Source organism: Bradyrhizobium sp. AUGA SZCCT0169, assembly GCF_018130085.1.
Classification (GTDB): Bacteria; Pseudomonadota; Alphaproteobacteria; order Rhizobiales; family Xanthobacteraceae; genus Bradyrhizobium.
Genome location: NZ_JAFCMC010000036.1, coordinates 36,675 through 55,442 on the forward strand (window position 1 = coordinate 36,675; position 18,768 = coordinate 55,442).

Consider the following 18,768-nt stretch of genomic DNA (forward strand, 5'->3'; position numbering starts at 1 on the left):
CATGCATTTGCCGGCCGCTCCCTCGAAAGTCACGACGGCACAGGTATTTGCCATCGCGGGTCCCGCGATGATCGCGAACCTGACGACGCCGCTGATCGGCATCGTCTCGACCACGGCGATCGGCCGGCTCGGCGATGCCACGCTGCTCGGCGGCGTGGCGGTCGCCTCCGTGCTGTTCGACTGCCTGTTCTGGCTGTTCGGTTTCCTGCGCATGAGCACAGTCGCGTTCACAGCGCAGGCGCTCGGCGCCGGCGACACGCAGGAACTACGCGCCATCCTGCTGCGCGGCTTCATCGCCGCCGGGCTGGTCGGCGCTGCGCTCATCCTGCTGCAGACCCCGCTCGCCAGCCTCCTGCTGGAGGCGATGGGCGGCAGCGAAGGCGTGACGCGCGCGGCGAAAACCTATTTCACGATCCGGATCTGGTCGGCGCCGCTGGCGCTCGGCAATTATGTCGTGCTGGGCTGGCTGATCGGACAGGCCCGCGCCAGGCTGGCGCTCGGCACCCAGATCGCCATCAACCTGATCAATGCGGCAGCGACCGCGCTCCTGGTGCTGGTGCTCGACTTCGGCATTGCCGGCGCGGCGATCGCCGCCGTGATCGCGGAAGCGGCCGGGCTCCTGCTCGGCATACTGATCGCGCGGCGCCTCTCCCAAGGGCAGCCGGCCATCTTGCGCGCCACGCTGTTCGACCGCACCAAACTGATGCGCTTGCTGGCGGTCAATCGTGACATCCTGATTCGCACCGCGGCGTTGATCGCGGCCTTCCTGTTCTTCACCGCGCAGGGCGCCCGCGCCGGCGATCTGACGCTCGCAGCCAATGCGGTGTTGAACAATTTCCTGATGATCAGCGCCTTCTTCCTCGACGGCCTTGCCAACGCCGCCGAACAGCTCTGCGGCCGCGCCTACGGCGGGCGCGACAGACGCGGATTCGCCGGCGCGGTCAAACTGGTCGTGCTCTGGGGTTTTGGCTTCGCGCTCGCCGTCGCCGCCGTCTTCGCCCTGTTCGGTCCCGCGCTGATCGACATCATGACGGCGAGCGCCGACGTGCGGCGCATCGCGCGCGATTATCTGCCGTTCGTGATCTTCGCACCGCTGCTCGGCGTGTTCGCCTTTGCCTTTGACGGGGTCTATATCGGCGCCACTTGGGCGCGCGACATGCGCAACCTGATGCTGCTGTCGCTTGCGATCTTCCTCGGCGCGTGGCTCGCGTTGCGATCGTTCGGCAATGCCGGCTGTGGGGCGCACTATTGGTGCATTATGCCGCCCGCGGCGGCCTGGAAGCGCTGCGTTATCCGGCGTTGTTGAGGAAGTCGTTCGGAGGGTGAGTTCTTCCCTTCTCCCCTTGTGGGAGAAGGTGGCGCGAAGCGCCGGATGAGGGGTTCTATCCTCAAACTCTAATCTTGCCGTGAGGAGAGAACCCCTCACCCGTCTTCGCTTCGCGAAGCCACCCTCTCCCACAAAGGGAGAGGGGAAGATTCATCTACTGCACCGGCCATTCCTCGGCGGTGATGGTCGCGGCATCGGCGCCGACGATTTCCGCAAGCGAATCGCGGCCGGTGCGCAGCAAGGTCGAGGACAGATCGTTCTTGATGTCCTCGACCAGCCCGAGGCCCTTGTAGATCAGCGACGAGTAGAGCTGGATCAGGCTGGCGCCGGCGCGGATTTTTGTGAGTGCGGCACCTCCGCTGTCGATGCCGCCGACCCCGATCAGCGGGAAGGCACCTTCGGCACGCACATAAGTCTCCGCGACCATCCGCGTCGACAGCCGGAACAGCGGCCGTCCCGACAGGCCGCCCTGCTCCTTGGCACGGCCGGATTCGCGCAAGCTCGAGGGCCGCGCCAGCGTGGTGTTGGCCACGACCATGCCATCCACCCGGCGCGAACGCGCGATGTGCACGACGTCGTCGAGTTCGGCCAGACTGAGATCCGGCGCGATCTTGAGCAGCACCGGGGAATCGCCGGCATTCTTGCGCACCCGCTCGCGCGCATCGATCACCCTGGCGAGGAGATCGTCGAGGGCTGCCGATTGCTGCAGATTGCGCAGGCCCGGCGTGTTCGGCGAGGAGACGTTGACGGTGAAATAGCTCGCGACCGGCGCAAAGGTCTCGATCAGCTTGACGTAATCGGCGGTGCGGTCGGCCGAATCCTTGTTGGCTCCGACATTGACACCGATGATGCCGGAGAGATGCGCGCGCGAGGCGAGCCGCCGCAGCACAATCTCCGCCCCGTCATTGTTGAAACCCATCCGGTTGATCACGGCCTCGTCGCGCTCCATCCGGAACAACCGCGGCCGCGGATTACCGACTTGCGGTTTGGGCGTCACCGAGCCGATCTCGACGAATCCAAATCCCAGCCGCAGCAGCGCGTCGGGCGCCTCCGCGCTCTTGTCGAAGCCCGCGGCCATCCCGATCGGATTGGGGAAGTTCAGGCCGAAGGCGCGCACCGCCAGCTTCGAATCATCAGGCTTTGAGCGGATCGGCGGCAACAGCCGCAGACCCTGGATCGCCATGCGATGTGCATCCTCCGGATCGAACCAGCGCAACAGCGGCAGGGAAAAGGCGTCGAAGGCGCGGATCACGGCGCAAGCTCCGGAATGTCATGATGGCCGTCGGACCGCGCCCGCATGTCGAGGATGGCGGTGACGGCGCCGAGATCGAGTTCGCCATAGAGATGCGGGAATAATTCGTCGTTGCGCGAGGGTTCCCAGCGCAGGCTGTCCCCCAGCGCATCGGCGTCGACCGCGATCAAGAACAGCCCGGTCTGGCCGAAATAATGTTTCCGCGCGGTCTCGGCGACCTGGGACGCTGTGGAAAAATGAATGTAGCCGTCGCGCAGATCGTCCGCGCTGCCCCGATAGACGCCTTGCCGCTCGGCCTCGCGCCAGGCCGAGGCGGGGCTGATTTTGTAGATCGTGGGCACTCGCCGGCATTCCCTGTTTGTCGTTGAGTCTCTTGGGATTTTTCCCGGGATTCCGGGTCGGGCGCCGACCGTAAAGGCGGCTGGGGCTGAACTCAAGCGCCGCCGCGCCGTCCGGCCAGCCTGGAATTTGCGGAAAACCCGCGTTTCAGGCAATAATTCCTAAACCCGACTTTGAGTGATCCCATGGCCAAGCCATCCAAAGCCCGCATTCTCACCCACGGCCAGGTCTGGACCGCGCTCGACCGGCTCGCCGAGCGCGCCGGGTTGTCGCCCTCGGGCCTTGCCAAGCGCTCCGGCCTCGACCCCACCACCTTCAACAAATCCAAGCGCATCACGGGCGACGGCCGCGAACGCTGGCCCTCCACCGAATCGGTCTCCAAGGCGCTGGCCGCGACCAATTCCTCGATCGACACGTTTGTGCAGCTGATCGGCGACGGCGCGCGCAGCCAGCAATCAGTGCCGATGCTCGGCCTCGCCCAAGCCGGCAGCGGCGGCCATTTCGACGACAGCGGTTTTCCCGCCGGCAAGGGCTGGGATGAGGTGGCCCTGCCCGCCGCGGGCGACGAGCACGCCTACGCGCTGGAAATATCCGGCGATTCGATGAAGCCCGCCTACCGCGACGGCGACATCATCGTGGTCTCGCCCGGCACACCGATCCGGCGCGGCGACCGCGTGGTGGTGAAGACGAGCGACGGCGAGGTGATGGTGAAGGAATTGAAGCGTCGCACCACCAGGACGCTGGAGCTGCAATCGCTCAACCCGGCGCATGCCGACCGCGCGCTCGACGCCGACGACGTCGAATGGATCGCGCGGATCGTATGGGCGAGCCAGTAGGGTTGTCCCCGGCTCCGGATATCCTACAGGATGTGCTGGAAGATTCCCTTCACATCGTTCTGTGCGGGATGGCTGCGGGGACGGCATCAGCCAAAGCCAAGGCTTACTACGCGCACAAGCAGAACAAGTTCTGGAAGATTCTCTACGAGACCGGGCTGACGCCGGCGCTGCTGCAACCGCAGCAGTATCGAGATCTGCTGCAGCATCGGATCGGCCTCACCGATCTCGTGAAGACGCACTCGGGCATGGACCACCAGATCCCGCTATCGGAACTGCGACTGGATGCGCGATCCCGCCTGAGCAATTCGGTTGCGGTATTCCGGCCGAAATTCCTGGCATTCACGAGCAAGGCGGCCGGACAGGGATTTCTCGGCGGCAAGCGCGATTACGGCGAACAGGCTGAGCGGATCGCCCACACACGAATCTGGATCCTGCCCTCCACGTCGGGCGCCGCGAACGGAAGCTGGCGGCCGGAGATTTGGCACGCGTTTGCGGATGCGGTGCGGGCTGCCACCTTCGTCGTCCCGGCCTTGAGCCGGGACCCATAACCACAAGCGTTAGTGGTGATAAGAAAGTCGTCGAACAGTCTTCTCCAAACGGGAAGCTGCGGCGTATGGGTCCCCCGATGCGCAATTGCGCATCTGAGCTCAAGGCCGGGACGACAGCGGAGAATGTCGCTACGTCGCGTAATCCGGCTCTTTGCGATCGAGCATGCGCTTCAACGCATCGAAGTGCCGTTGTGCCGGGGTCGGTCCCTTGTAGAGACGCTCATCCTTGTATTCGCGCTGGGTCTTCTCCACCACGGGCGCGGGAAGCTGCTTCAGCCTCTGCCCGGTCCACATCGCGTAGATCTGCACCTGCGCAGCGCGCTCGACGTAATAGAGCATGTCGTAGGCCTCGGCGACGGTCGCACCGACCGTCGAGATGCCGTGATTGGCCATGAACAGCACCTGCTTGTCGCCGATCACCTTCGCAAGGCGGGCACCCTCGGCAGGATCGACGGCCGGCCCGGTATATTCGTCGTCATAGGCGATGGCGCCTGATAGCCCGACCTCGGTCTGGCCGATCTCCTTGATGCGGGGATCATCGAGGCGCGTCAGCGCGCTGGCATAGGGCATGTGGGTGTGAAACACCGCTTTGGCCTGCGGCAGCGCCTTGTGGATCGGGGCGTGGATGCAATAGCAGGAGCGCTCGACCTCGCCCTCGCCGCGCTTGACCTCACCGTCATCGACGCCGACTTCCATGAAGGACGAGGCCGTCACCTCGGACCAATGCATGCCGAACGGGATCTGGTAGTAGCGGTCGCTGCGGCCCGGCACCGTGTAGGTCAGATGGTTGAAGATACCTTCGGAAAAACCCTGGTTGAAGGCGAGGCGATGCGCGGCCGCCAGATCGACTCGCGCCTGCCACTCCTCGGCGCTGCTGTCGTTGATCAAGTTCGGCGAAACCCTGAACTGCATGCGTCTGCTCCCAATGTTGCCCGCCTCTCCACGGAGGCTTGATGGCGGATAGTGTAGCGCAATTCGGTGCAGGCCGCGGTTGAAATTGCGGCGGGCCTGCCATCTGGATTTGCGGCTTCTTCTTCCCTGCTTCCTTCTCCCCTTGTGGGAGAAGGTGGCGCGAAGCGCCGGATGAGGGGTCTCTATCCGTAGAGGGAGTTGTGTCCGCGGAGAGAACCCCTCACCCGCCTACGCTTCGCTCCGGCACCCTCTCCCACAAGGGGAGAGGGGAAGAGAAGCGCGCGCCTCTTAAGCCGACCTTGCCAGCGCGCCGTCGATCATGGCCACGGCGTTGGCCAGGCCATACACCGCGACGAACGAGCCGAAGCGCGGGCCTTTTTCCTGACCGAGCAGCACCTGATAGAGCATGTTGAACCAGTCGAGCGAGACGCCCGGCCGGCCATCCTTGCCCTTCTTGACGAGATCGAGGAACGGCTCGCGGCGGCCGATCTCGTAGACCACGTTCTGGATCTCTTCCGCCGTCGACGTCGCCGGCAATTGCGACAGCGCGTCGCGCAGATCCTGCAGCGCCACGCGCTCACCGTCTGTCGGCTCACGGAATTTTTTGGTCGGCGCCACGAAGTCGCGATAATAATTGATGGCGTAGCCGACCAGCGCGTCGAGCTTCGGATGCGTCTGCGGCGTCACGCCGGGCCGATAGCGCCCGATAAAACCCCACAGCGTTTCGGCGTTCTCCGCATTCGACGACGACACCAGCGTCAGCAACAGCTGGAACGTGACCGGCATGTCGGCCTTCGGCGGCTGGCCGGCATGGATGTGCCATACCGGATTTTGCAGCTGCTGCTTGGCGTCCTGCCGCGGCAAGCCGTCGAGGAATTGCTGGTAGTCATCGACATTGCGCGGGATCACGTCGAAATGCAGCCGCTTCGCCGCCTTCGGCTCGCGGTACATGAACAGCGACAGCGATTCCGGCGACGCATAGCGCAGCCATTCGTCGATCGTGAGCCCGTTGCCCTTCGACTTGGAAATCTTCTGGCCCTGTTCATCGAGGAACAGTTCGTAGTTGAAGCCTTCCGGCGGCGTGGCGTCGAGCGCCCGGGTGATCTGGCCCGACAGCTTCACCGAGTCGATCAGATCCTTGCCGGCCATCTCGTAGTCGACGCCGAGCGCGACCCAGCGCATCGCCCAGTCGGCCTTCCATTGACACTTCACATTGCCGCCCGTGACCGGGGTTTCAACCTCCTCGCCGCTGTCGGGGTCGACATAGGTGATCGTGCCGGCGCCAATGTCGCGGCGGATCATCGGCACCTGCAGCACGACGCCGGATGTCTTGCTGATGGGCAGGAACGGGGAATAGGTCGCGCGCCGGTCCGGCCCCAGCGTCGGCAGGATGATCGCCATGACCTTGTCGTAGGCGGCGAGCATCTTGAGCAGCGTCGCGTCGAAGCGGCCCGATGTGTAATAGTCGGTAGAACTGGCAAACTCGTAGTCGAAGCCGAAATGATCGAGGAACGCGCGCAGCCGCGCGTTGTTGGCGGCGCCGAACGAGGGGTGTTCGTTCGAGAATGGATCCGGCACGCGCGTCAGCGGCTTGCCGAGATGAGCCGCCATCATGTCGCGATTGGGGACGTTGTCCGGCACCTTGCGCAGGCCGTCCATGTCGTCCGAGAACGCCAGCAGCCTGGTCTTGATCTTGTCCTCGGTCAGCACGCGAAAGGCATGGCGCACCATGGTGGTGCGCGCGACCTCGCCGAATGTGCCGATATGCGGCAGCCCCGACGGGCCGTAGCCGGTCTCGAACAGCACCTCGTCCTTCGGGCTCTTTTTCAGCCGCGCGACAATCGCTTTGGCCTGCTCGAACGGCCAGGCGTTGGATTGTTCGGCGAGCGCACGCAAATCGCTCGGGCTGGCGGCAAGGTCGATGGTGGACATTTAGACGAGCTTTCTCCGAAGGGCCGGGAAACAGGTTGGTATTATAGACTCGTAGGGTGGGCAAAGCGAAGCGTGCCCACCACAACGTTCAGCGAGTAAGATGGTGGGCACGGCGCAAGCGCGCCTTTGCCCACCCTACGAATCCAAATCCAGCGTCAAAACGGACTGATGGAAAAATAACGCAGCCACAAATCCGTATAGCGGCCTTTTTCCCAGAGCCGGAACAGCGCCCAGTTCAGCGACTGCCGCAGCAGATCGTTGCCCTTGCGGACCGCGATGCCGATGCCCTCGCCGAAATAGCGGCTCTCGACGAATGGCCCGCCCGAGAAGGCGCAGCATTCGGCTGAATCCGTGCCGTTGATCCAGAACGCCAGCGCGATCGCGTCGCCGAAGATGAAATCGACCTCGCTTCGCCGCAGGGCCAGCCGCAGCGCCTCGTCATTGGGGTACGATTTGATCTCGGCGTCGGTGAACATCGCCTTCAGATAGGCCTCGTGCGAAGTGCCGGCGATCGCGCCGATTTTCTTGCCTTCGAGATATTCGGGACGCACCTCCGGCATCACGGCGTCGCGCCGCGACACGAAGCGCGCCGGCGCGCGGTAATAGGGGTCGGTGAAATCGATGCGGGCGCGCAATTGCGGCGTCACCGCCATCGACGCGATGATGGCGTCGCCGCGGTTGCTGGTGATGGCGTCGATCAGGGTCTCGAACCGGCGCATCTGGATGGTGCAAGTGACCTTGATCTCGTCGCACAGCGCGCGCGCCAGATCGACATTGAAGCCGGCCGGATTGCCGTCGGGGCCGGTGAAGTTGAACGGCGGATAGTCGGTTTCGGTCAGGAACCGGATCACGGTCAGGCGCGACAAATCGGGCCGGTCCGGACGCCGCCTGGGGTCCCAAAAACCTGGCACCGCCTGCGGTGCCGCCTCGACCGCGGGCCGGGGCGCGGTTTGTGCGGACGCCTCACCGGGCAGCATAACAGCCAGCGCAGCCGCGATCGAAATCCCGGCCAGCAAGCTGCGGACGGATTTTGGCAATCTGGCGCTTTGTAACAAGGCTGGCTGGTGGGGCATTGCCGGCGTTTTGTTGTGGAATTGGATGGCCTTATAGACCATCCGGCATCCGATGCGAGGCCGTTTTGCGAGGCTCTGGTACGGCTCAGAGATATTTCTTCAGATCGGTCGCAGCTTCCTGGGGTGTCCGTTTCAGGTTGAACGGCGAGACGAAGTGGCCGTCGCGATCCATCAAATAGACCAGCGCGGTGTGGTCCATCGTATAGTCGCCGTCCTTGAGCGGGACCTTCTTGGAATAAACCCGGTAGGCCGACAGCACCTTGGCCACCGCCTCGGGGTTGCCGGTCAGGCCCTTCAGATGCGGGTCGAAGCTGGAGAGATATTCCTTCATCGCGGCCGCGGTGTCGCGCTCCGGATCGACCGAGACGAAAAAGGCGTTGACGCGGTCGGCGTCCCTGCCCATCGCCTTGAGCACTTCGGAAATCTCGAACAGCGCGGTCGGGCACACATCGGGGCAATGGGTGAAGCCGAAGAAGATCAGTGTCGGCCGACCCTTGAGATCCTTGTCGGTCACGGTCTGGCCGGCCTGGTCGGTCAGTTGAAATGGCCCGCCGATCGCGGCCGGCGCCGTGACGGTGCGCAGGCCGCCGAGCGCCCACAGCATGATCAGGAGGCCCACCAGCAGGCTGACGGCAAAGGAGGCGACGATCACCAGCGGGCGGATGCTCCGGTCCATGCGAAAATTCCTTATGTCCGGATCAGAAGCAGGCCGAAATACCGGCGGCGATCATTTCAAAGAACACCGTGGTCCCGTAGTGGAACCAGAGCGCCGCGGCGCCGCACACGGCTAGCCCGCCGAGGCTGGCGGCGCCCCAGACGATCGCGGACGCCACCCTGCCCTGCGGCCGGGGTGCCGCGATCATCCCATGCTGGGTGGAAATCGGCTGAACCATGGCGTTCAGATAGGGCCAGTTCCAGGGCCAGGCAAGCGCCATGGCCGCGCAGCCGATCACGTCATGCGGAGGAATATCTGCTGTTTCAGCGCGACGCCAGGCGATCTCAGGGAGACGCCGGGGCGATCGCGGTGCGACGCTAGGGCGATCGCAGTGCGACGCCGGGATCTCAGCGAGACGCCGGCTTGATCGCGGAGGCCTGGGCGTCGAGATAGCAGGGCCTGAACATCGCCTGCAGTTGCTTGCCGCGCAGGAAGATCATGCGCTGGGTCAGGCCGCCGCGCTGGGCGATCCAGCGCCGGATTGGCGTCGGGTACATCGAATACAGCATCTGGGTGGCTTCCGCGTTGGTGATCGCCCGGCCGTTGGCGCCGAAATCCCAGGCAGCATGGAAACCGAGATTGGCGTGCGAGGTGACGCAGATCCTGTCGTGGGGAACGGCGCCGAGAACGATGGTGCAGGCCGAGGCGCACAGGCCGTCGATGATGACCATCTCGCCGGAACTGCGCAGGCCCTGGTATTTATCGACATAGGTACCGATCCGGCCGCCACGATCGTCGGCGATCCGGACCACCGCCTGGCTCGACACAACCCCTGCCAGCAGCAGCACCGCCGCAAGCAACCCCGTCACCAGCTTCATATCCCAGCCCCAGTCCTGAAACGTCGAACCCGAATCTGATTGTCTTCGTGATGCAAGACTTCGCGAGCGTCGTTCGAGACCGTGATTTTGTCTAGGCGGCTGGAGCCAGTCAAAACAAATTCAAATTAAGTGTTGCAGTGGCGCTGCACCCGATGCGCGAAAAGGTCCCAAACTGGAACAAGTTAACGTTTTCACGGTGGTAGCTTCGCCACAGGCAAGCGGCATTTGCCGTTGACCGCATTGGATCGCGTGGTTTGAATCAATTCGGGTTGGGGGAGGACACGATGGCAGAGGACGCAGACGTAATTGTGGTCGGCGGCGGGTTGGCCGGGCTGGTCGCGGCATGCGAAATCGCCGACGCCGGCAAGCGCGTCATCGTGATCGACCAGGAGGGCGAACAAAGCCTCGGCGGTCAGGCGTTCTGGTCGTTCGGCGGCCTGTTCCTGGTCGACAGCCCCGAACAGCGCCGGCTCGGCATCAAGGACAGCTACGATCTGGCGCTGCAGGACTGGTTCGGCACCGCCGGCTTCGACCGCGACGAGGATTTTTGGCCGAAGAAGTGGGCGGAATCCTATGTCGCGTTCGCCGCGAGCGAGAAGCGCGAGTGGCTGCGCGCGATGGGACACCGTATTTTTCCCGTGGTCGGCTGGGCCGAACGCGGCGGCTATGACGCGATGGGGCACGGCAATTCGGTGCCGCGCTTTCATGTCACTTGGGGCACTGGCCCGGGCATCGTCGAGCCGTTCGAGCGGCGCGCCCGCGAGGCGCAGAAGATCGGCCGGCTGACTTTCAAGTTCCGCCACCGCGTCGATGCGCTCAGTATCACCAACGGCACGGTCGAGGGTGTCAGCGGGTCGATCCTCGAACCCACCAATGTCGAACGCGGCCAGAGCAGCTCGCGCCAGGTCACCGGCGATTTCAGCTTTCGCGCCCAGGCGGTGATCGTTGCCTCCGGCGGCATCGGCGGCAATCATGATCTGGTCCGCCAGAACTGGCCGAAGCGCCTCGGCGAACCGCCGAAATTCATGATCTCCGGCGTGCCCGAACATGTCGACGGCAGGATGATCGGGATCACCGAGGCTGCCGGCGCGCGGCTGATCAACCGCGACAGGATGTGGCATTACGTCGAGGGTATCCGCAACTGGTCGCCGATCTGGCCGCGCCACGGCATTCGGATCCTGCCCGGCCCGTCATCGCTGTGGTTCGACGCGACAGGCAAACGGCTGCCCGCGCCGCTGTTTCCAGGCTCCGACACGCTCGGCCAGCTGCACTACATCATGTCGACCGGTTACGATTATTCCTGGTTCATCCTGACCCAGAGCATCATCAAGAAGGAGTTCGCTCTGTCAGGCTCGGAACAGAACCCCGACCTCACCGGCAAGAGCTGGCGCATGACCATCAAGCGCGCCACCAACAAGGGCGCGCCGGCGCCGGTGGAAGCATTCAAGCAGAAGGGCGCCGACTTCATCGTGCGCGATAATCTCGCCGACCTCGTCAGCGCCATGAACGCGCTCAGCCGCGACAATCTGCTGCAGCTCGATCACATCAAGCGCCAGATCGAGGCGCGCGACCGCGAGATGACGAATCCCTACGTCAAGGATGCGCAGGTGATGAACATCCACAATGCGCGGCGCTATATCGGCGACAAGCTGATCCGCACAGCCAAACCGCATCGCATCCTCGACCCCGAGCATGGCCCGCTGATCGCGGTCAAACTCAACATCCTGACCCGCAAGACGCTCGGCGGCTTCGAGACCGATCTCGACTCCCGCGTGTTCGGCACGGGCGGCGAGACCATCAAGGGGCTGTACGCCGCCGGCGAGGCCGCCGGTTTCGGCGGCGGCGGCGTGCACGGCTACCGCTCGCTGGAGGGCACGTTCCTCGGCGGGTGTCTGTTTTCGGGGCGGAATGCGGGACGCGCGGCGGCGAAGGCGGCGGGATGACAGGGCAAGCAGACCAAAGCCGAAGGACCCGGAAACAAAACCGCGAAAACAACCCCATGCAAAGTAAGGAACCCATTGCCAGGGCTGTTGTTTTGATGCCGAAGGTCATAGCCATACTACTCGCGGCAGCCTTGGTGATGGCCGGGAGCGGCGCGCCGGCCCGCGCCCAGGGCAACGCCGCCGCGCCGGCGCCCTCGCTCGCCAAACTCGAACGCGTGTCGCAATTGTTTGAAAACGAAGTGACGACCGGCAAGCTGCCCGGCGCGGTCGTGCTGATCCAGCAACATGGCAAGCCGGTCTATCTCAAGAGCTTCGGCGTTCGGGACGTCGCCACCAAGCTGCCGATGACGCCGGACACGATCTTTGCCATCCATTCGATGACCAAGCCGATCACCAGCGTGGCGGCGATGATGCTGATCGATGAAGGAAAACTGGCGCTGGCCGATCCGGTGTCCCGATACATTCCGGCATTTGCCGACACGAAGGTCGGCGTGGAATTCAAACCGCGCGACGGCAACCCGGTCCTGCAGCTCGTGCCGCCGATCCGGCCGGTGACGATCGAGGATCTGCTCCGGCATACGTCCGGCATCACCTATGAATACATCGGCAGCGAATTGATCATGAAGGCCTATACGGACGCCAACATCTTTGAGGGGCATTTCAACAACGCGGAATTTGCCGAGCGCATCGCCCGCCTGCCGCTGGCGAGGCAGCCCGGCACACTCTGGCGCTACGGCCATTCCACCGACGTTCTCGGGCGCGTCATCGAAATCGTCACCGGCAAATCGCTCTATCAGTTCCTGAAAGAGCGCATACTCGATCCGCTTGGCATGACCAGCACGAAGTTCGTGCTGCAGGGCGCGGCTGAAGCGGCGCGCATGGCCGAGCCGCTGCCGGGCGATACCGTCCTGCGGATGTCGGGGAAGGAACGGCGCAGGCATCCCGAATGGGAATCAGCCGGCGGCGGCCTGCTTTCGACCATCACGGATTACGCACGCTTTGCGCAGATGCTGCTGGGCGGCGGAAAGCTCGACGGCAAGCAGTATCTCAGCGCGGCCGCGTTCAAGCAGATGACGTCAGATCAGATCGGACCGGGCTCCGGCGTCGGGCGGGATTACTTCTATTTTCCCGGCGATGGCTTTGGTTACGGCTTTGGCCTTGCGGTTCGCGTAGAACCTGGAAATGCCAAGCCACCGCCGGCAGGCTCGATCGGCGAGCTGAAATGGGACAGCGGCAGCGGCACCTATTTCGGCGTCGATCCCAAGCTGGACATGATCTACATCCTGATGGAGCAGACCCAGCTCGAGCGCCAACGCATCACGCCTGCGTTCAAGGCGCTGGTGTATGAGGCGTTTGAAAAGTAGCCGGCTCACCTACATTCGTCATGCCCGGCCTTGTGCCGGGCATCCATGTCTTGGCTTCCGTTAAGCAAGGAGGACGTGGATGGCCGGGACAAGGCGAGCGGAAGCGACGCCGTCCTTCGGGCGGCTAAGCCCGGCCATGACGAGCCTCATTTTTGCGGGCCGGCCTACGCCGCCTTCGCCGCGCTCCTCTCCGCTTCGATCCGCCGCGCCAGCACCCAGCGGAAATAGGTCAGCGCCGCGTCGGCGCCGATTGCGCGCAGCTGATAGTTCGGATCGGCGTCAAACACCTTCTGCTGCGCCTCGATGATCGCCAGATCCTCGTGGAACGCTTCTTCGAGGCTGTGCCGCAGCGACAGCGCGATGTTCGGATTGTCGATGTCGAAATCGTGCAGATAGTTCCAGAAGAAATGCGTCGTGCTTCGCGTTTCCGGGGTCATGAACTGGGCGTTGCGAAATTGCCGCGTGCCTGGAACCTGGGCTCCCTTCTCCGCACCCTGCCCTGCCGGCGCGAACATGGAGTCGAGCAGAAAGATGCCGGGCACCAGCATGCGGCCGATATTGCGGCGGTCCACCTTGTCGGTCTTGTTGGCAATCACCTTGCAGAGATAGGGCGGCGGATCGGCGCTCATGTGCCAGCGCTCGACGCGGAAACCGTCATCGAGCTTTTCGATCGCGACCGGCTTGGTCTTGTAGGCATATTCCTCGGAGCCGCCGAGGGTGTGGGTATGCACGAAGGCAAGGTGCGCGAAATCGCTGAGATTATCGACGATCAGCAGCCAGTTCGCCTTGTAGTACATATACCCCGGCAAACCCCGCCACTTGGGATCGGCGAGCGGCGGATAGTCCACGATCAAATCGGGATCGGCTTTCTCGATGTCGCCCATCCAGATCCAGATCAGATTGTAGCGCTCGACCACGGGATAGCTGCGTACGCCGAGTTTTGGCGGGATGATGTCCTGGCCAGGGATCTGGATGCATTTGCCTGATGGGTCGAACTTCATGCCGTGATACATGCAGCGGATGTCGTCGCCTTCGATCCGGCCCATGGAGAGCGGCGCTGCGCGATGGCAACAGCGGTCGTCGAGGGCGACGACCTTGCCGCTCTCGCCGCGGTACATCACAACCGGCCGCTCCAGGATGGTACGGGGCAACTTCCTGCCGTCGATCAGTTCGTGGTTCCAGGCCGCGACGTACCAGGAGTTGCGAAGAAAGATTCCGTCATCGGTCATGGCATTCCTCCCTGTTGCTTGGTGCGCTTTTCTTTTTCGTTTGTGTCATCTTCTATGGCATCGGCGCCGGTGCGGATATCCGGATTGTCTGGACACACTGTACCGGCCCATGGACAATTGCCCGGATGGATTGGCGCGATTGGGAGCTGTTTTGCGAAGTGGTTCAGCATGGCGGCTTTAGCGCTGCCGCGCGCGTGCTCGGCCATCCCAAATCCAGCCTCAGTGCTGCAGTGCAGCGGCTGGAAAGCAATCTCGGGCTGCGACTGATCGAGCGCACCACGCGGCATTTGCGCCTCACCGACGCCGGCGAGACTATCTATGCGCGGGTAAAGCCGCTGTTCATTGCGCTGCATGATACACATGGCGAAGCGCTGGCGATGAGCAGCACCGTCGCCGGCACGCTCCGCATCAAGTCACCTTACGAATTCGGCGCCAACCACGCCGGTCCGATCGCATGCGAACTGATGGACCGTTATCCGGATCTCGTGATCCGGATCGATGTCGAGCACGAGATCGTCAGTCCGGTGGTCGAGAATTACGACATCGTGTTCGCGATGCTGGAGGCGCCGCTTCCTTCGACGGGGATCGTCATCAAACGGGTTTCATCGCTCGAGCGCGGGCTGTACGCCGCGCCTTCGCTGCTGGAGAAGTTCGGCGAACCGCGCAGCCTTGAAGAGCTCGCCAGACTGCCCGTCCTCACCGGCCCCAACGACGCGCCGTGGGCGCTCACCACGCCTTCTGGGGTAATCGAACATCTGGACGTTCAGAAGGCGCGGCTGGTCAGCTCGAACGCCGACATCAGGTTGCAGGCGGCACTGGCCGGCCACGGCGTGTTGCGGGTGACCGCGACGTTCACCAACAGCGCCGTTGAAGCAGGCACGCTGCGGCGGCTGCTGCCGGATCACATCTGCGAGCCGCTCAACGTGCATGCTTTGCTGCCGGCCCGGCAGTTCGTTCCGGCAAAAGTGCGATGCTTCCTCGATGCGCTGGAAGCGCATGGCCGCGGCAGCGCCGGGGCGGAGGCAGAGGATATCCCATAGAAACAGCTGCACGTTTCAGCAAATCCCGGTGCGCGGCAATTTGCGGAGGCTCCCTTGAGAAGAACGCAGTAGCCCATCGCGCCCTGTCGCGCTAAGGAGGCGCGCCACTTTAAAAAACGGAGAACACCATGTCAGTCCAGCGTTTCGAAACCGGCCCGCGCATGAGCCAGGTCGTCGTCCACGGCAACACCGTCTATCTCGCGGGCGTCGTCGCCAACAATGCAGCCGGCGAAAGCGTGACCAAGCAGACGCAGGACGTGCTCAAGACCATCGACGGCCATCTCGCCAAAGCCGGGACCGACAAGTCGAAGCTTCTGTCGGCCACGATCTACATCACCGACATGAAAACCTTCCCGGAAATGAATGCGGTGTGGGACGGCTGGGTGTCGGCGGGCAACACCCCGGCGCGCGCCACGGTCGAGGCCAAATTGGCGTCTCCGCAATACAACGTCGAGATCATGGTGGTTGCGGCGAAGTGATTTTTCACGGCGCGAGGGCTTGCCTGCCCTCGCGCCGTAATTTTCCTTGATCCGTATCTCATTGACCGCGTTTCCTTGACCTCCGAGGTAATCGAAACACGCGCGCGAACCTTCGATAACAGGTCAGCCGATCCATTCGGCCGCAACGAAGGAGAGCCCCATGACCGACCCGAAGACCATTGCCGCCAGTTACATCGATCTGTGGAACGAGCGAACCCCGGCCCGCCGCCGCGAGATCCTTAGCCAAAACTGGGCCAAAGACGCCCGTTATGTCGACCCCTTGATGAGCGGCGACGGCCACGACGGCGTCGATGCGCTGATCGCAGGCGTGCAGCAGCGGTTTCCGGATTTCAAATTCAAGCTGATCGGCGAGCCCAACGGGTACGGCGACCACGTCCGGTTCTGTTGGGGCCTCGGCCCTGACGGCGCCGACAGCCCGATCAAGGGTACGGATTTCGCCGAGCTGAGCGACGGCCGCATCCGCAGCATCACCGGCTTCCTCGATCAGGTGCCGGCGGGGGCGTGAGCGAAAGGCTGTGCGGCTGCCTGGGCAATCCCAGGTAGCCGCCGACGCGCCCCGAATTATTTCGGGAACCTCTTCCGCCTTGCCGCATCCAACCCCAATACAATGCTATTGGTGGAACCATCATGCGTCCGGTCCACACGCCTCATACTCTGCCCGTCGATGGTGACCTCGACCTGGTCCGCCGGGCGCTGGCCCGCGACGAGACCGCGGCTCGCGCTATCATGCAGGCGAACAACCGCCGGCTCTACCGGCTCGCCCGTGGCATCCTGCGCAATGATGGCGAGGCCGAGGATGTCGTGCAGGAGACTTACGTCCGCGCTTTCACGCATCTGGAGAATTTTCGCGGCGATTCCAGCCTGGCGACCTGGCTGGCGCGGATTGCCATGAACGAGGCGCTGGGGCGCTTGCGCCGGCATCGGCCGGGCGTGGAGTTGTCGTCATTGCCGCAGGGCACGCTCGAAGCCCAGATCATCCAGTTTCCCCGCGCGGCCGCAGACGACCCGGAAAAATCCATGGCCCAACGTGAAATTCAGCATGTCGTCGAACACGCCATCGACGAATTGCCGGAACCGTTCCGGCTCGTCTTCATCACCCGGGTGATCGAGGGCATGAATGTCGAGGAGACCGCCGAGATTCTCGGGCTCAATCCTGTGACCGTGAAGACGAGGCTACATCGCGCCCGCGTCATGCTGCGCGACAATGTCGAGAAGAAGATCGGCCCTGTCGTGATGGACGCGTTTCCGTTTGCCGGCAGGCGCTGCGAACGGCTCACCGAAGCGGTGCTGAACCGGCTCGGCTTTATCTGATTTTTTCGGGAACCTCCGGCCACCTGCGTCATCCAACTCCTGTGCAATCAACTTGAAAGCCGATCGCTCGCGTCGGCGCCACAGGAGTGTCACACCATGTTCGTTCGATTGAGCGCGGCGATTGCCGCATTGAGCCTTTTGGGCGGCGCCGCACTGGCGCAGGGCGCAAAGCCCACCGACCCGCAGATCGCGCATGTCGCCTACACCGCAGGCGTCATCGACATCGCCGCCGGCAAACAGGCCATCACCAAGGCCAGCAACAAGGACGTCAAGGCGTTCGCGGAAGGCATGGTGCGCGACCATGAAGCCGTGAACAAGCAGGCGCTCGACCTCGTCAAGAAGCTGAAGGTGACGCCCGAGGACAACGACACCAGCAAGACGCTGTCGAAGCAGGCCGCGGACAAGCTGGCCGAACTCGGCAAGCTGAAAGGCGCTGACTACGACAAGGCCTATATCGCCAACGAGATTGCCTACCACAAGGCGGTCAATGGCGCGCTTGAGACACTGTTGATCCCGTCAGCCAGCAATGCCGAGCTGAAGAGCCTGCTGCAGACCGGCCTGAAGCTGTTTCAGGGCCACCAGCAGCATGCCGAACACGTCGCCGCCGGCCTGAAGTAACGGAGACTGCCATGCTGCCGAGACGCATTTTTCTCATCGTGACCGCCCTGCTATCGGGCGCCATCGCCGTCCCGGCGCATGCCGCAACCATACAGATCGTGATGGACAATCTCGTGGTGTCGCCGGCGCAGGTAACCGCCAGGGTCGGCGACACCATCGAATGGATCAACAAGGATATCTTCGCTCACACCGCCACCGCGCGAAACGGCGATTTCGATGTCGCCATGCCGCCGAAGAAGACCGTGACGTCGGTGCTGAAGAAGGCCGGCACGGTCGAATATTACTGCCGCTTCCATCCCAACATGAAGGCGGTGCTGACGATCGCGCCGTAAGCCGGCAACCTCTTTAGGTCAACGTCCCTCGCTGCAGCACCATCGCGAGCCGCACCGCGACGGCCGCCTGCCAGACCGGATAGAGCACCGAGGTGAGATCGAGATCGAGCGCGCTGTCGGCCGCCATCAGCGTGCCGGCCAGCGTGCCCGTCAGCAGCATCCGCATCCATAACGCCGCATCGCGCGGCCCGGCCGGCAACAGCGCGATCGCCAGCGCCATCAAGCCGGCGCCGACGAAACCGCCGGCGAGGCCCGCCAGCACATTGCGCATCATCTTGGAGGCGCCATAGGCCTGCAGATCGATCCAGATCGCGGCGTTCACCGCGCAGACAAAAGCGACCATGGTGACAATGCCGGCAAGCAGCGCCGCCCAAAGCGGATTGGCGCTGCAGCGCCGAACCACGAAGAAGACGAGCACGGCAAACGGCACCGCCACCAGCGCCATGCGCAGATTGCCGGAACCGCCGGTGAACTTGTCGATCAGTTGCGGCGTGAGCGGCGTCAACAGGCCCGACAGCAGACCGCCGGCGGCGATGACAAGCAAATTGTTGCGGGAGGTGTTGTCGGCAGCGATGGCCTGGGTCAACGCGTTCGCCTCCATCTCTGCGGCACAGCAATGTAGCACAATAGTACTTGTGATTGTAGTCGCGCACAGCGCGAGGCCGGTTCACAAATAAAA

Annotated in this window: 20 protein-coding genes and 1 pseudogene; 11 read left to right on the forward strand and 10 right to left on the reverse strand. The window is 63.6% G+C overall.

Features of this window, described 5'->3' with window-relative positions:
* Position 1 precedes the first annotated feature (1 nt).
* A pseudogene (locus tag JQ609_RS28565) lies at positions 2 to 1,326 on the forward strand (MATE family efflux transporter).
* 155 nt (positions 1,327 to 1,481) lie between these two features.
* On the opposite strand, the gene JQ609_RS28570 reads toward JQ609_RS28565, so the two are convergent.
* Together JQ609_RS28570 and JQ609_RS28575 are read right to left on the reverse strand one after the other, a co-directional pair.
* Positions 1,482 to 2,579 (reverse strand): quinone-dependent dihydroorotate dehydrogenase, encoded by a 1,098-nt coding sequence (locus JQ609_RS28570; protein ID WP_212276167.1) that lies wholly within the window; start codon positions 2,577 to 2,579, stop codon positions 1,482 to 1,484.
* A complete protein-coding gene (locus tag JQ609_RS28575) occupies positions 2,576 to 2,920 on the reverse strand; it encodes a DUF952 domain-containing protein (RefSeq protein ID WP_211997920.1) in 345 nt (114 codons plus the stop codon). The genes JQ609_RS28570 and JQ609_RS28575 overlap by 4 nt, the downstream gene beginning before the upstream one ends.
* A gap of 183 nt (positions 2,921 to 3,103) precedes the next feature.
* On the opposite strand from JQ609_RS28575, the gene JQ609_RS28580 reads away from it, so the two are divergent.
* On the forward strand, positions 3,104 to 3,754 hold the full coding sequence (locus JQ609_RS28580; RefSeq protein ID WP_212276168.1) for a helix-turn-helix transcriptional regulator: 651 nt from the start codon (positions 3,104 to 3,106) through the stop codon (positions 3,752 to 3,754).
* Complete coding sequence (locus tag JQ609_RS28585; RefSeq protein ID WP_212276169.1) at positions 3,721 to 4,302, forward strand: mismatch-specific DNA-glycosylase; 582 nt, start codon at positions 3,721 to 3,723, stop codon at positions 4,300 to 4,302. Before JQ609_RS28580 ends, JQ609_RS28585 begins: the two co-directional genes overlap by 34 nt.
* A gap of 129 nt (positions 4,303 to 4,431) precedes the next feature.
* Here JQ609_RS28585 and JQ609_RS28590 read toward each other — a convergent pair whose 3' ends face one another.
* From JQ609_RS28590 to JQ609_RS28615, 6 genes are all read right to left on the reverse strand, one after another.
* On the reverse strand, positions 4,432 to 5,214 hold the full coding sequence (locus JQ609_RS28590) for a class II aldolase/adducin family protein (RefSeq protein ID WP_212276170.1): 783 nt from the start codon (positions 5,212 to 5,214) through the stop codon (positions 4,432 to 4,434).
* Positions 5,215 to 5,502: 288 nt separating this feature from the next.
* Complete coding sequence (locus tag JQ609_RS28595; protein ID WP_212276171.1) at positions 5,503 to 7,146, reverse strand: lysine--tRNA ligase; 1,644 nt, start codon at positions 7,144 to 7,146, stop codon at positions 5,503 to 5,505.
* A 155-nt stretch (positions 7,147 to 7,301) separates the two neighbouring features.
* Complete coding sequence (locus JQ609_RS28600; RefSeq protein WP_249128531.1) at positions 7,302 to 8,123, reverse strand: transporter substrate-binding domain-containing protein; 822 nt, start codon at positions 8,121 to 8,123, stop codon at positions 7,302 to 7,304.
* Between the two features lie 181 nt (positions 8,124 to 8,304).
* The gene (locus tag JQ609_RS28605; RefSeq protein ID WP_212276173.1) at positions 8,305 to 8,895 is read right to left on the reverse strand and encodes an SCO family protein; all 591 of its coding nucleotides are present in this window, start codon (positions 8,893 to 8,895) and stop codon (positions 8,305 to 8,307) included.
* Between the two features lie 22 nt (positions 8,896 to 8,917).
* Positions 8,918 to 9,154 (reverse strand): hypothetical protein, encoded by a 237-nt coding sequence (locus JQ609_RS28610; protein WP_249128532.1) that lies wholly within the window; start codon positions 9,152 to 9,154, stop codon positions 8,918 to 8,920.
* A 127-nt stretch (positions 9,155 to 9,281) separates the two neighbouring features.
* The gene (locus JQ609_RS28615) at positions 9,282 to 9,752 is read right to left on the reverse strand and encodes a hypothetical protein (protein WP_212276174.1); all 471 of its coding nucleotides are present in this window, start codon (positions 9,750 to 9,752) and stop codon (positions 9,282 to 9,284) included.
* Positions 9,753 to 10,036: 284 nt separating this feature from the next.
* Here JQ609_RS28615 and JQ609_RS28620 point away from each other — a divergent pair, with 284 nt between their 5' ends.
* The gene (locus tag JQ609_RS28620; protein ID WP_212276175.1) at positions 10,037 to 11,695 is read left to right on the forward strand and encodes an FAD-binding dehydrogenase; all 1,659 of its coding nucleotides are present in this window, start codon (positions 10,037 to 10,039) and stop codon (positions 11,693 to 11,695) included.
* Between the two features lie 137 nt (positions 11,696 to 11,832).
* Positions 11,833 to 13,059 carry a serine hydrolase domain-containing protein gene (locus tag JQ609_RS28625; protein WP_409411203.1) on the forward strand — a complete coding sequence of 409 codons (1,227 nt, stop codon included), beginning with the start codon at positions 11,833 to 11,835 and terminating at the stop codon, positions 13,057 to 13,059.
* Between the two features lie 164 nt (positions 13,060 to 13,223).
* Here JQ609_RS28625 and JQ609_RS28630 read toward each other — a convergent pair whose 3' ends face one another.
* Positions 13,224 to 14,288 carry an aromatic ring-hydroxylating dioxygenase subunit alpha gene (locus tag JQ609_RS28630; protein ID WP_212276177.1) on the reverse strand — a complete coding sequence of 355 codons (1,065 nt, stop codon included), beginning with the start codon at positions 14,286 to 14,288 and terminating at the stop codon, positions 13,224 to 13,226.
* Positions 14,289 to 14,413: 125 nt separating this feature from the next.
* Between JQ609_RS28630 and JQ609_RS28635 the strand changes: the two genes are divergently transcribed.
* The 6 genes from JQ609_RS28635 to JQ609_RS28660 all read left to right on the forward strand — a co-directional run bounded on the left by JQ609_RS28635 (position 14,414) and on the right by JQ609_RS28660 (position 18,089).
* Positions 14,414 to 15,328: a LysR family transcriptional regulator gene (locus JQ609_RS28635; protein ID WP_212276178.1), complete on the forward strand. Its 915-nt coding sequence runs from the start codon at positions 14,414 to 14,416 to the stop codon at positions 15,326 to 15,328.
* Between the two features lie 128 nt (positions 15,329 to 15,456).
* The gene (locus tag JQ609_RS28640; RefSeq protein WP_192735438.1) at positions 15,457 to 15,807 is read left to right on the forward strand and encodes a RidA family protein; all 351 of its coding nucleotides are present in this window, start codon (positions 15,457 to 15,459) and stop codon (positions 15,805 to 15,807) included.
* A gap of 160 nt (positions 15,808 to 15,967) precedes the next feature.
* A complete protein-coding gene (locus JQ609_RS28645; protein ID WP_212276179.1) occupies positions 15,968 to 16,333 on the forward strand; it encodes a nuclear transport factor 2 family protein in 366 nt (121 codons plus the stop codon).
* Positions 16,334 to 16,455: 122 nt separating this feature from the next.
* Positions 16,456 to 17,139: an RNA polymerase sigma factor gene (locus JQ609_RS28650; RefSeq protein WP_212276180.1), complete on the forward strand. Its 684-nt coding sequence runs from the start codon at positions 16,456 to 16,458 to the stop codon at positions 17,137 to 17,139.
* A gap of 96 nt (positions 17,140 to 17,235) precedes the next feature.
* On the forward strand, positions 17,236 to 17,757 hold the full coding sequence (locus JQ609_RS28655; protein ID WP_212211359.1) for a DUF4142 domain-containing protein: 522 nt from the start codon (positions 17,236 to 17,238) through the stop codon (positions 17,755 to 17,757).
* A gap of 11 nt (positions 17,758 to 17,768) precedes the next feature.
* Complete coding sequence (locus JQ609_RS28660; RefSeq protein WP_212211360.1) at positions 17,769 to 18,089, forward strand: cupredoxin domain-containing protein; 321 nt, start codon at positions 17,769 to 17,771, stop codon at positions 18,087 to 18,089.
* Between the two features lie 13 nt (positions 18,090 to 18,102).
* On the opposite strand, the gene JQ609_RS28665 is transcribed toward JQ609_RS28660, so the two are convergent.
* Positions 18,103 to 18,675 carry a hypothetical protein gene (locus JQ609_RS28665; RefSeq protein ID WP_212276181.1) on the reverse strand — a complete coding sequence of 191 codons (573 nt, stop codon included), beginning with the start codon at positions 18,673 to 18,675 and terminating at the stop codon, positions 18,103 to 18,105.
* Positions 18,676 to 18,768: the final 93 nt, after the last annotated feature.

What these genes read in the sequence shown, in the direction of transcription:
- JQ609_RS28580 (WP_212276168.1), top strand. Translation starts at nt 3,104, where the DNA reads ATGGCCAAGCCATCCAAAGCCCGCATTCTCACCCACGGCCAGGTCTGG.
- JQ609_RS28585 (WP_212276169.1), top strand. Translation starts at nt 3,721, where the DNA reads ATGGATCGCGCGGATCGTATGGGCGAGCCAGTAGGGTTGTCCCCGGCT.
- JQ609_RS28590 (WP_212276170.1), bottom strand. Translation starts at nt 5,214, where the DNA reads ATGCAGTTCAGGGTTTCGCCGAACTTGATCAACGACAGCAGCGCCGAG.
- JQ609_RS28595 (WP_212276171.1), bottom strand. Translation starts at nt 7,146, where the DNA reads ATGTCCACCATCGACCTTGCCGCCAGCCCGAGCGATTTGCGTGCGCTC.
- JQ609_RS28600 (WP_249128531.1), bottom strand. Translation starts at nt 8,123, where the DNA reads ATGCTGCCCGGTGAGGCGTCCGCACAAACCGCGCCCCGGCCCGCGGTC.
- JQ609_RS28605 (WP_212276173.1), bottom strand. Translation starts at nt 8,895, where the DNA reads ATGGACCGGAGCATCCGCCCGCTGGTGATCGTCGCCTCCTTTGCCGTC.
- JQ609_RS28610 (WP_249128532.1), bottom strand. Translation starts at nt 9,154, where the DNA reads ATGGCGCTTGCCTGGCCCTGGAACTGGCCCTATCTGAACGCCATGGTT.
- JQ609_RS28615 (WP_212276174.1), bottom strand. Translation starts at nt 9,752, where the DNA reads ATGAAGCTGGTGACGGGGTTGCTTGCGGCGGTGCTGCTGCTGGCAGGG.
- JQ609_RS28620 (WP_212276175.1), top strand. Translation starts at nt 10,037, where the DNA reads ATGGCAGAGGACGCAGACGTAATTGTGGTCGGCGGCGGGTTGGCCGGG.
- JQ609_RS28625 (WP_409411203.1), top strand. Translation starts at nt 11,833, where the DNA reads ATGGCCGGGAGCGGCGCGCCGGCCCGCGCCCAGGGCAACGCCGCCGCG.
- JQ609_RS28630 (WP_212276177.1), bottom strand. Translation starts at nt 14,288, where the DNA reads ATGACCGATGACGGAATCTTTCTTCGCAACTCCTGGTACGTCGCGGCC.
- JQ609_RS28635 (WP_212276178.1), top strand. Translation starts at nt 14,414, where the DNA reads ATGGATTGGCGCGATTGGGAGCTGTTTTGCGAAGTGGTTCAGCATGGC.
- JQ609_RS28640 (WP_192735438.1), top strand. Translation starts at nt 15,457, where the DNA reads ATGTCAGTCCAGCGTTTCGAAACCGGCCCGCGCATGAGCCAGGTCGTC.
- JQ609_RS28645 (WP_212276179.1), top strand. Translation starts at nt 15,968, where the DNA reads ATGACCGACCCGAAGACCATTGCCGCCAGTTACATCGATCTGTGGAAC.
- JQ609_RS28650 (WP_212276180.1), top strand. Translation starts at nt 16,456, where the DNA reads ATGCGTCCGGTCCACACGCCTCATACTCTGCCCGTCGATGGTGACCTC.
- JQ609_RS28655 (WP_212211359.1), top strand. Translation starts at nt 17,236, where the DNA reads ATGTTCGTTCGATTGAGCGCGGCGATTGCCGCATTGAGCCTTTTGGGC.
- JQ609_RS28660 (WP_212211360.1), top strand. Translation starts at nt 17,769, where the DNA reads ATGCTGCCGAGACGCATTTTTCTCATCGTGACCGCCCTGCTATCGGGC.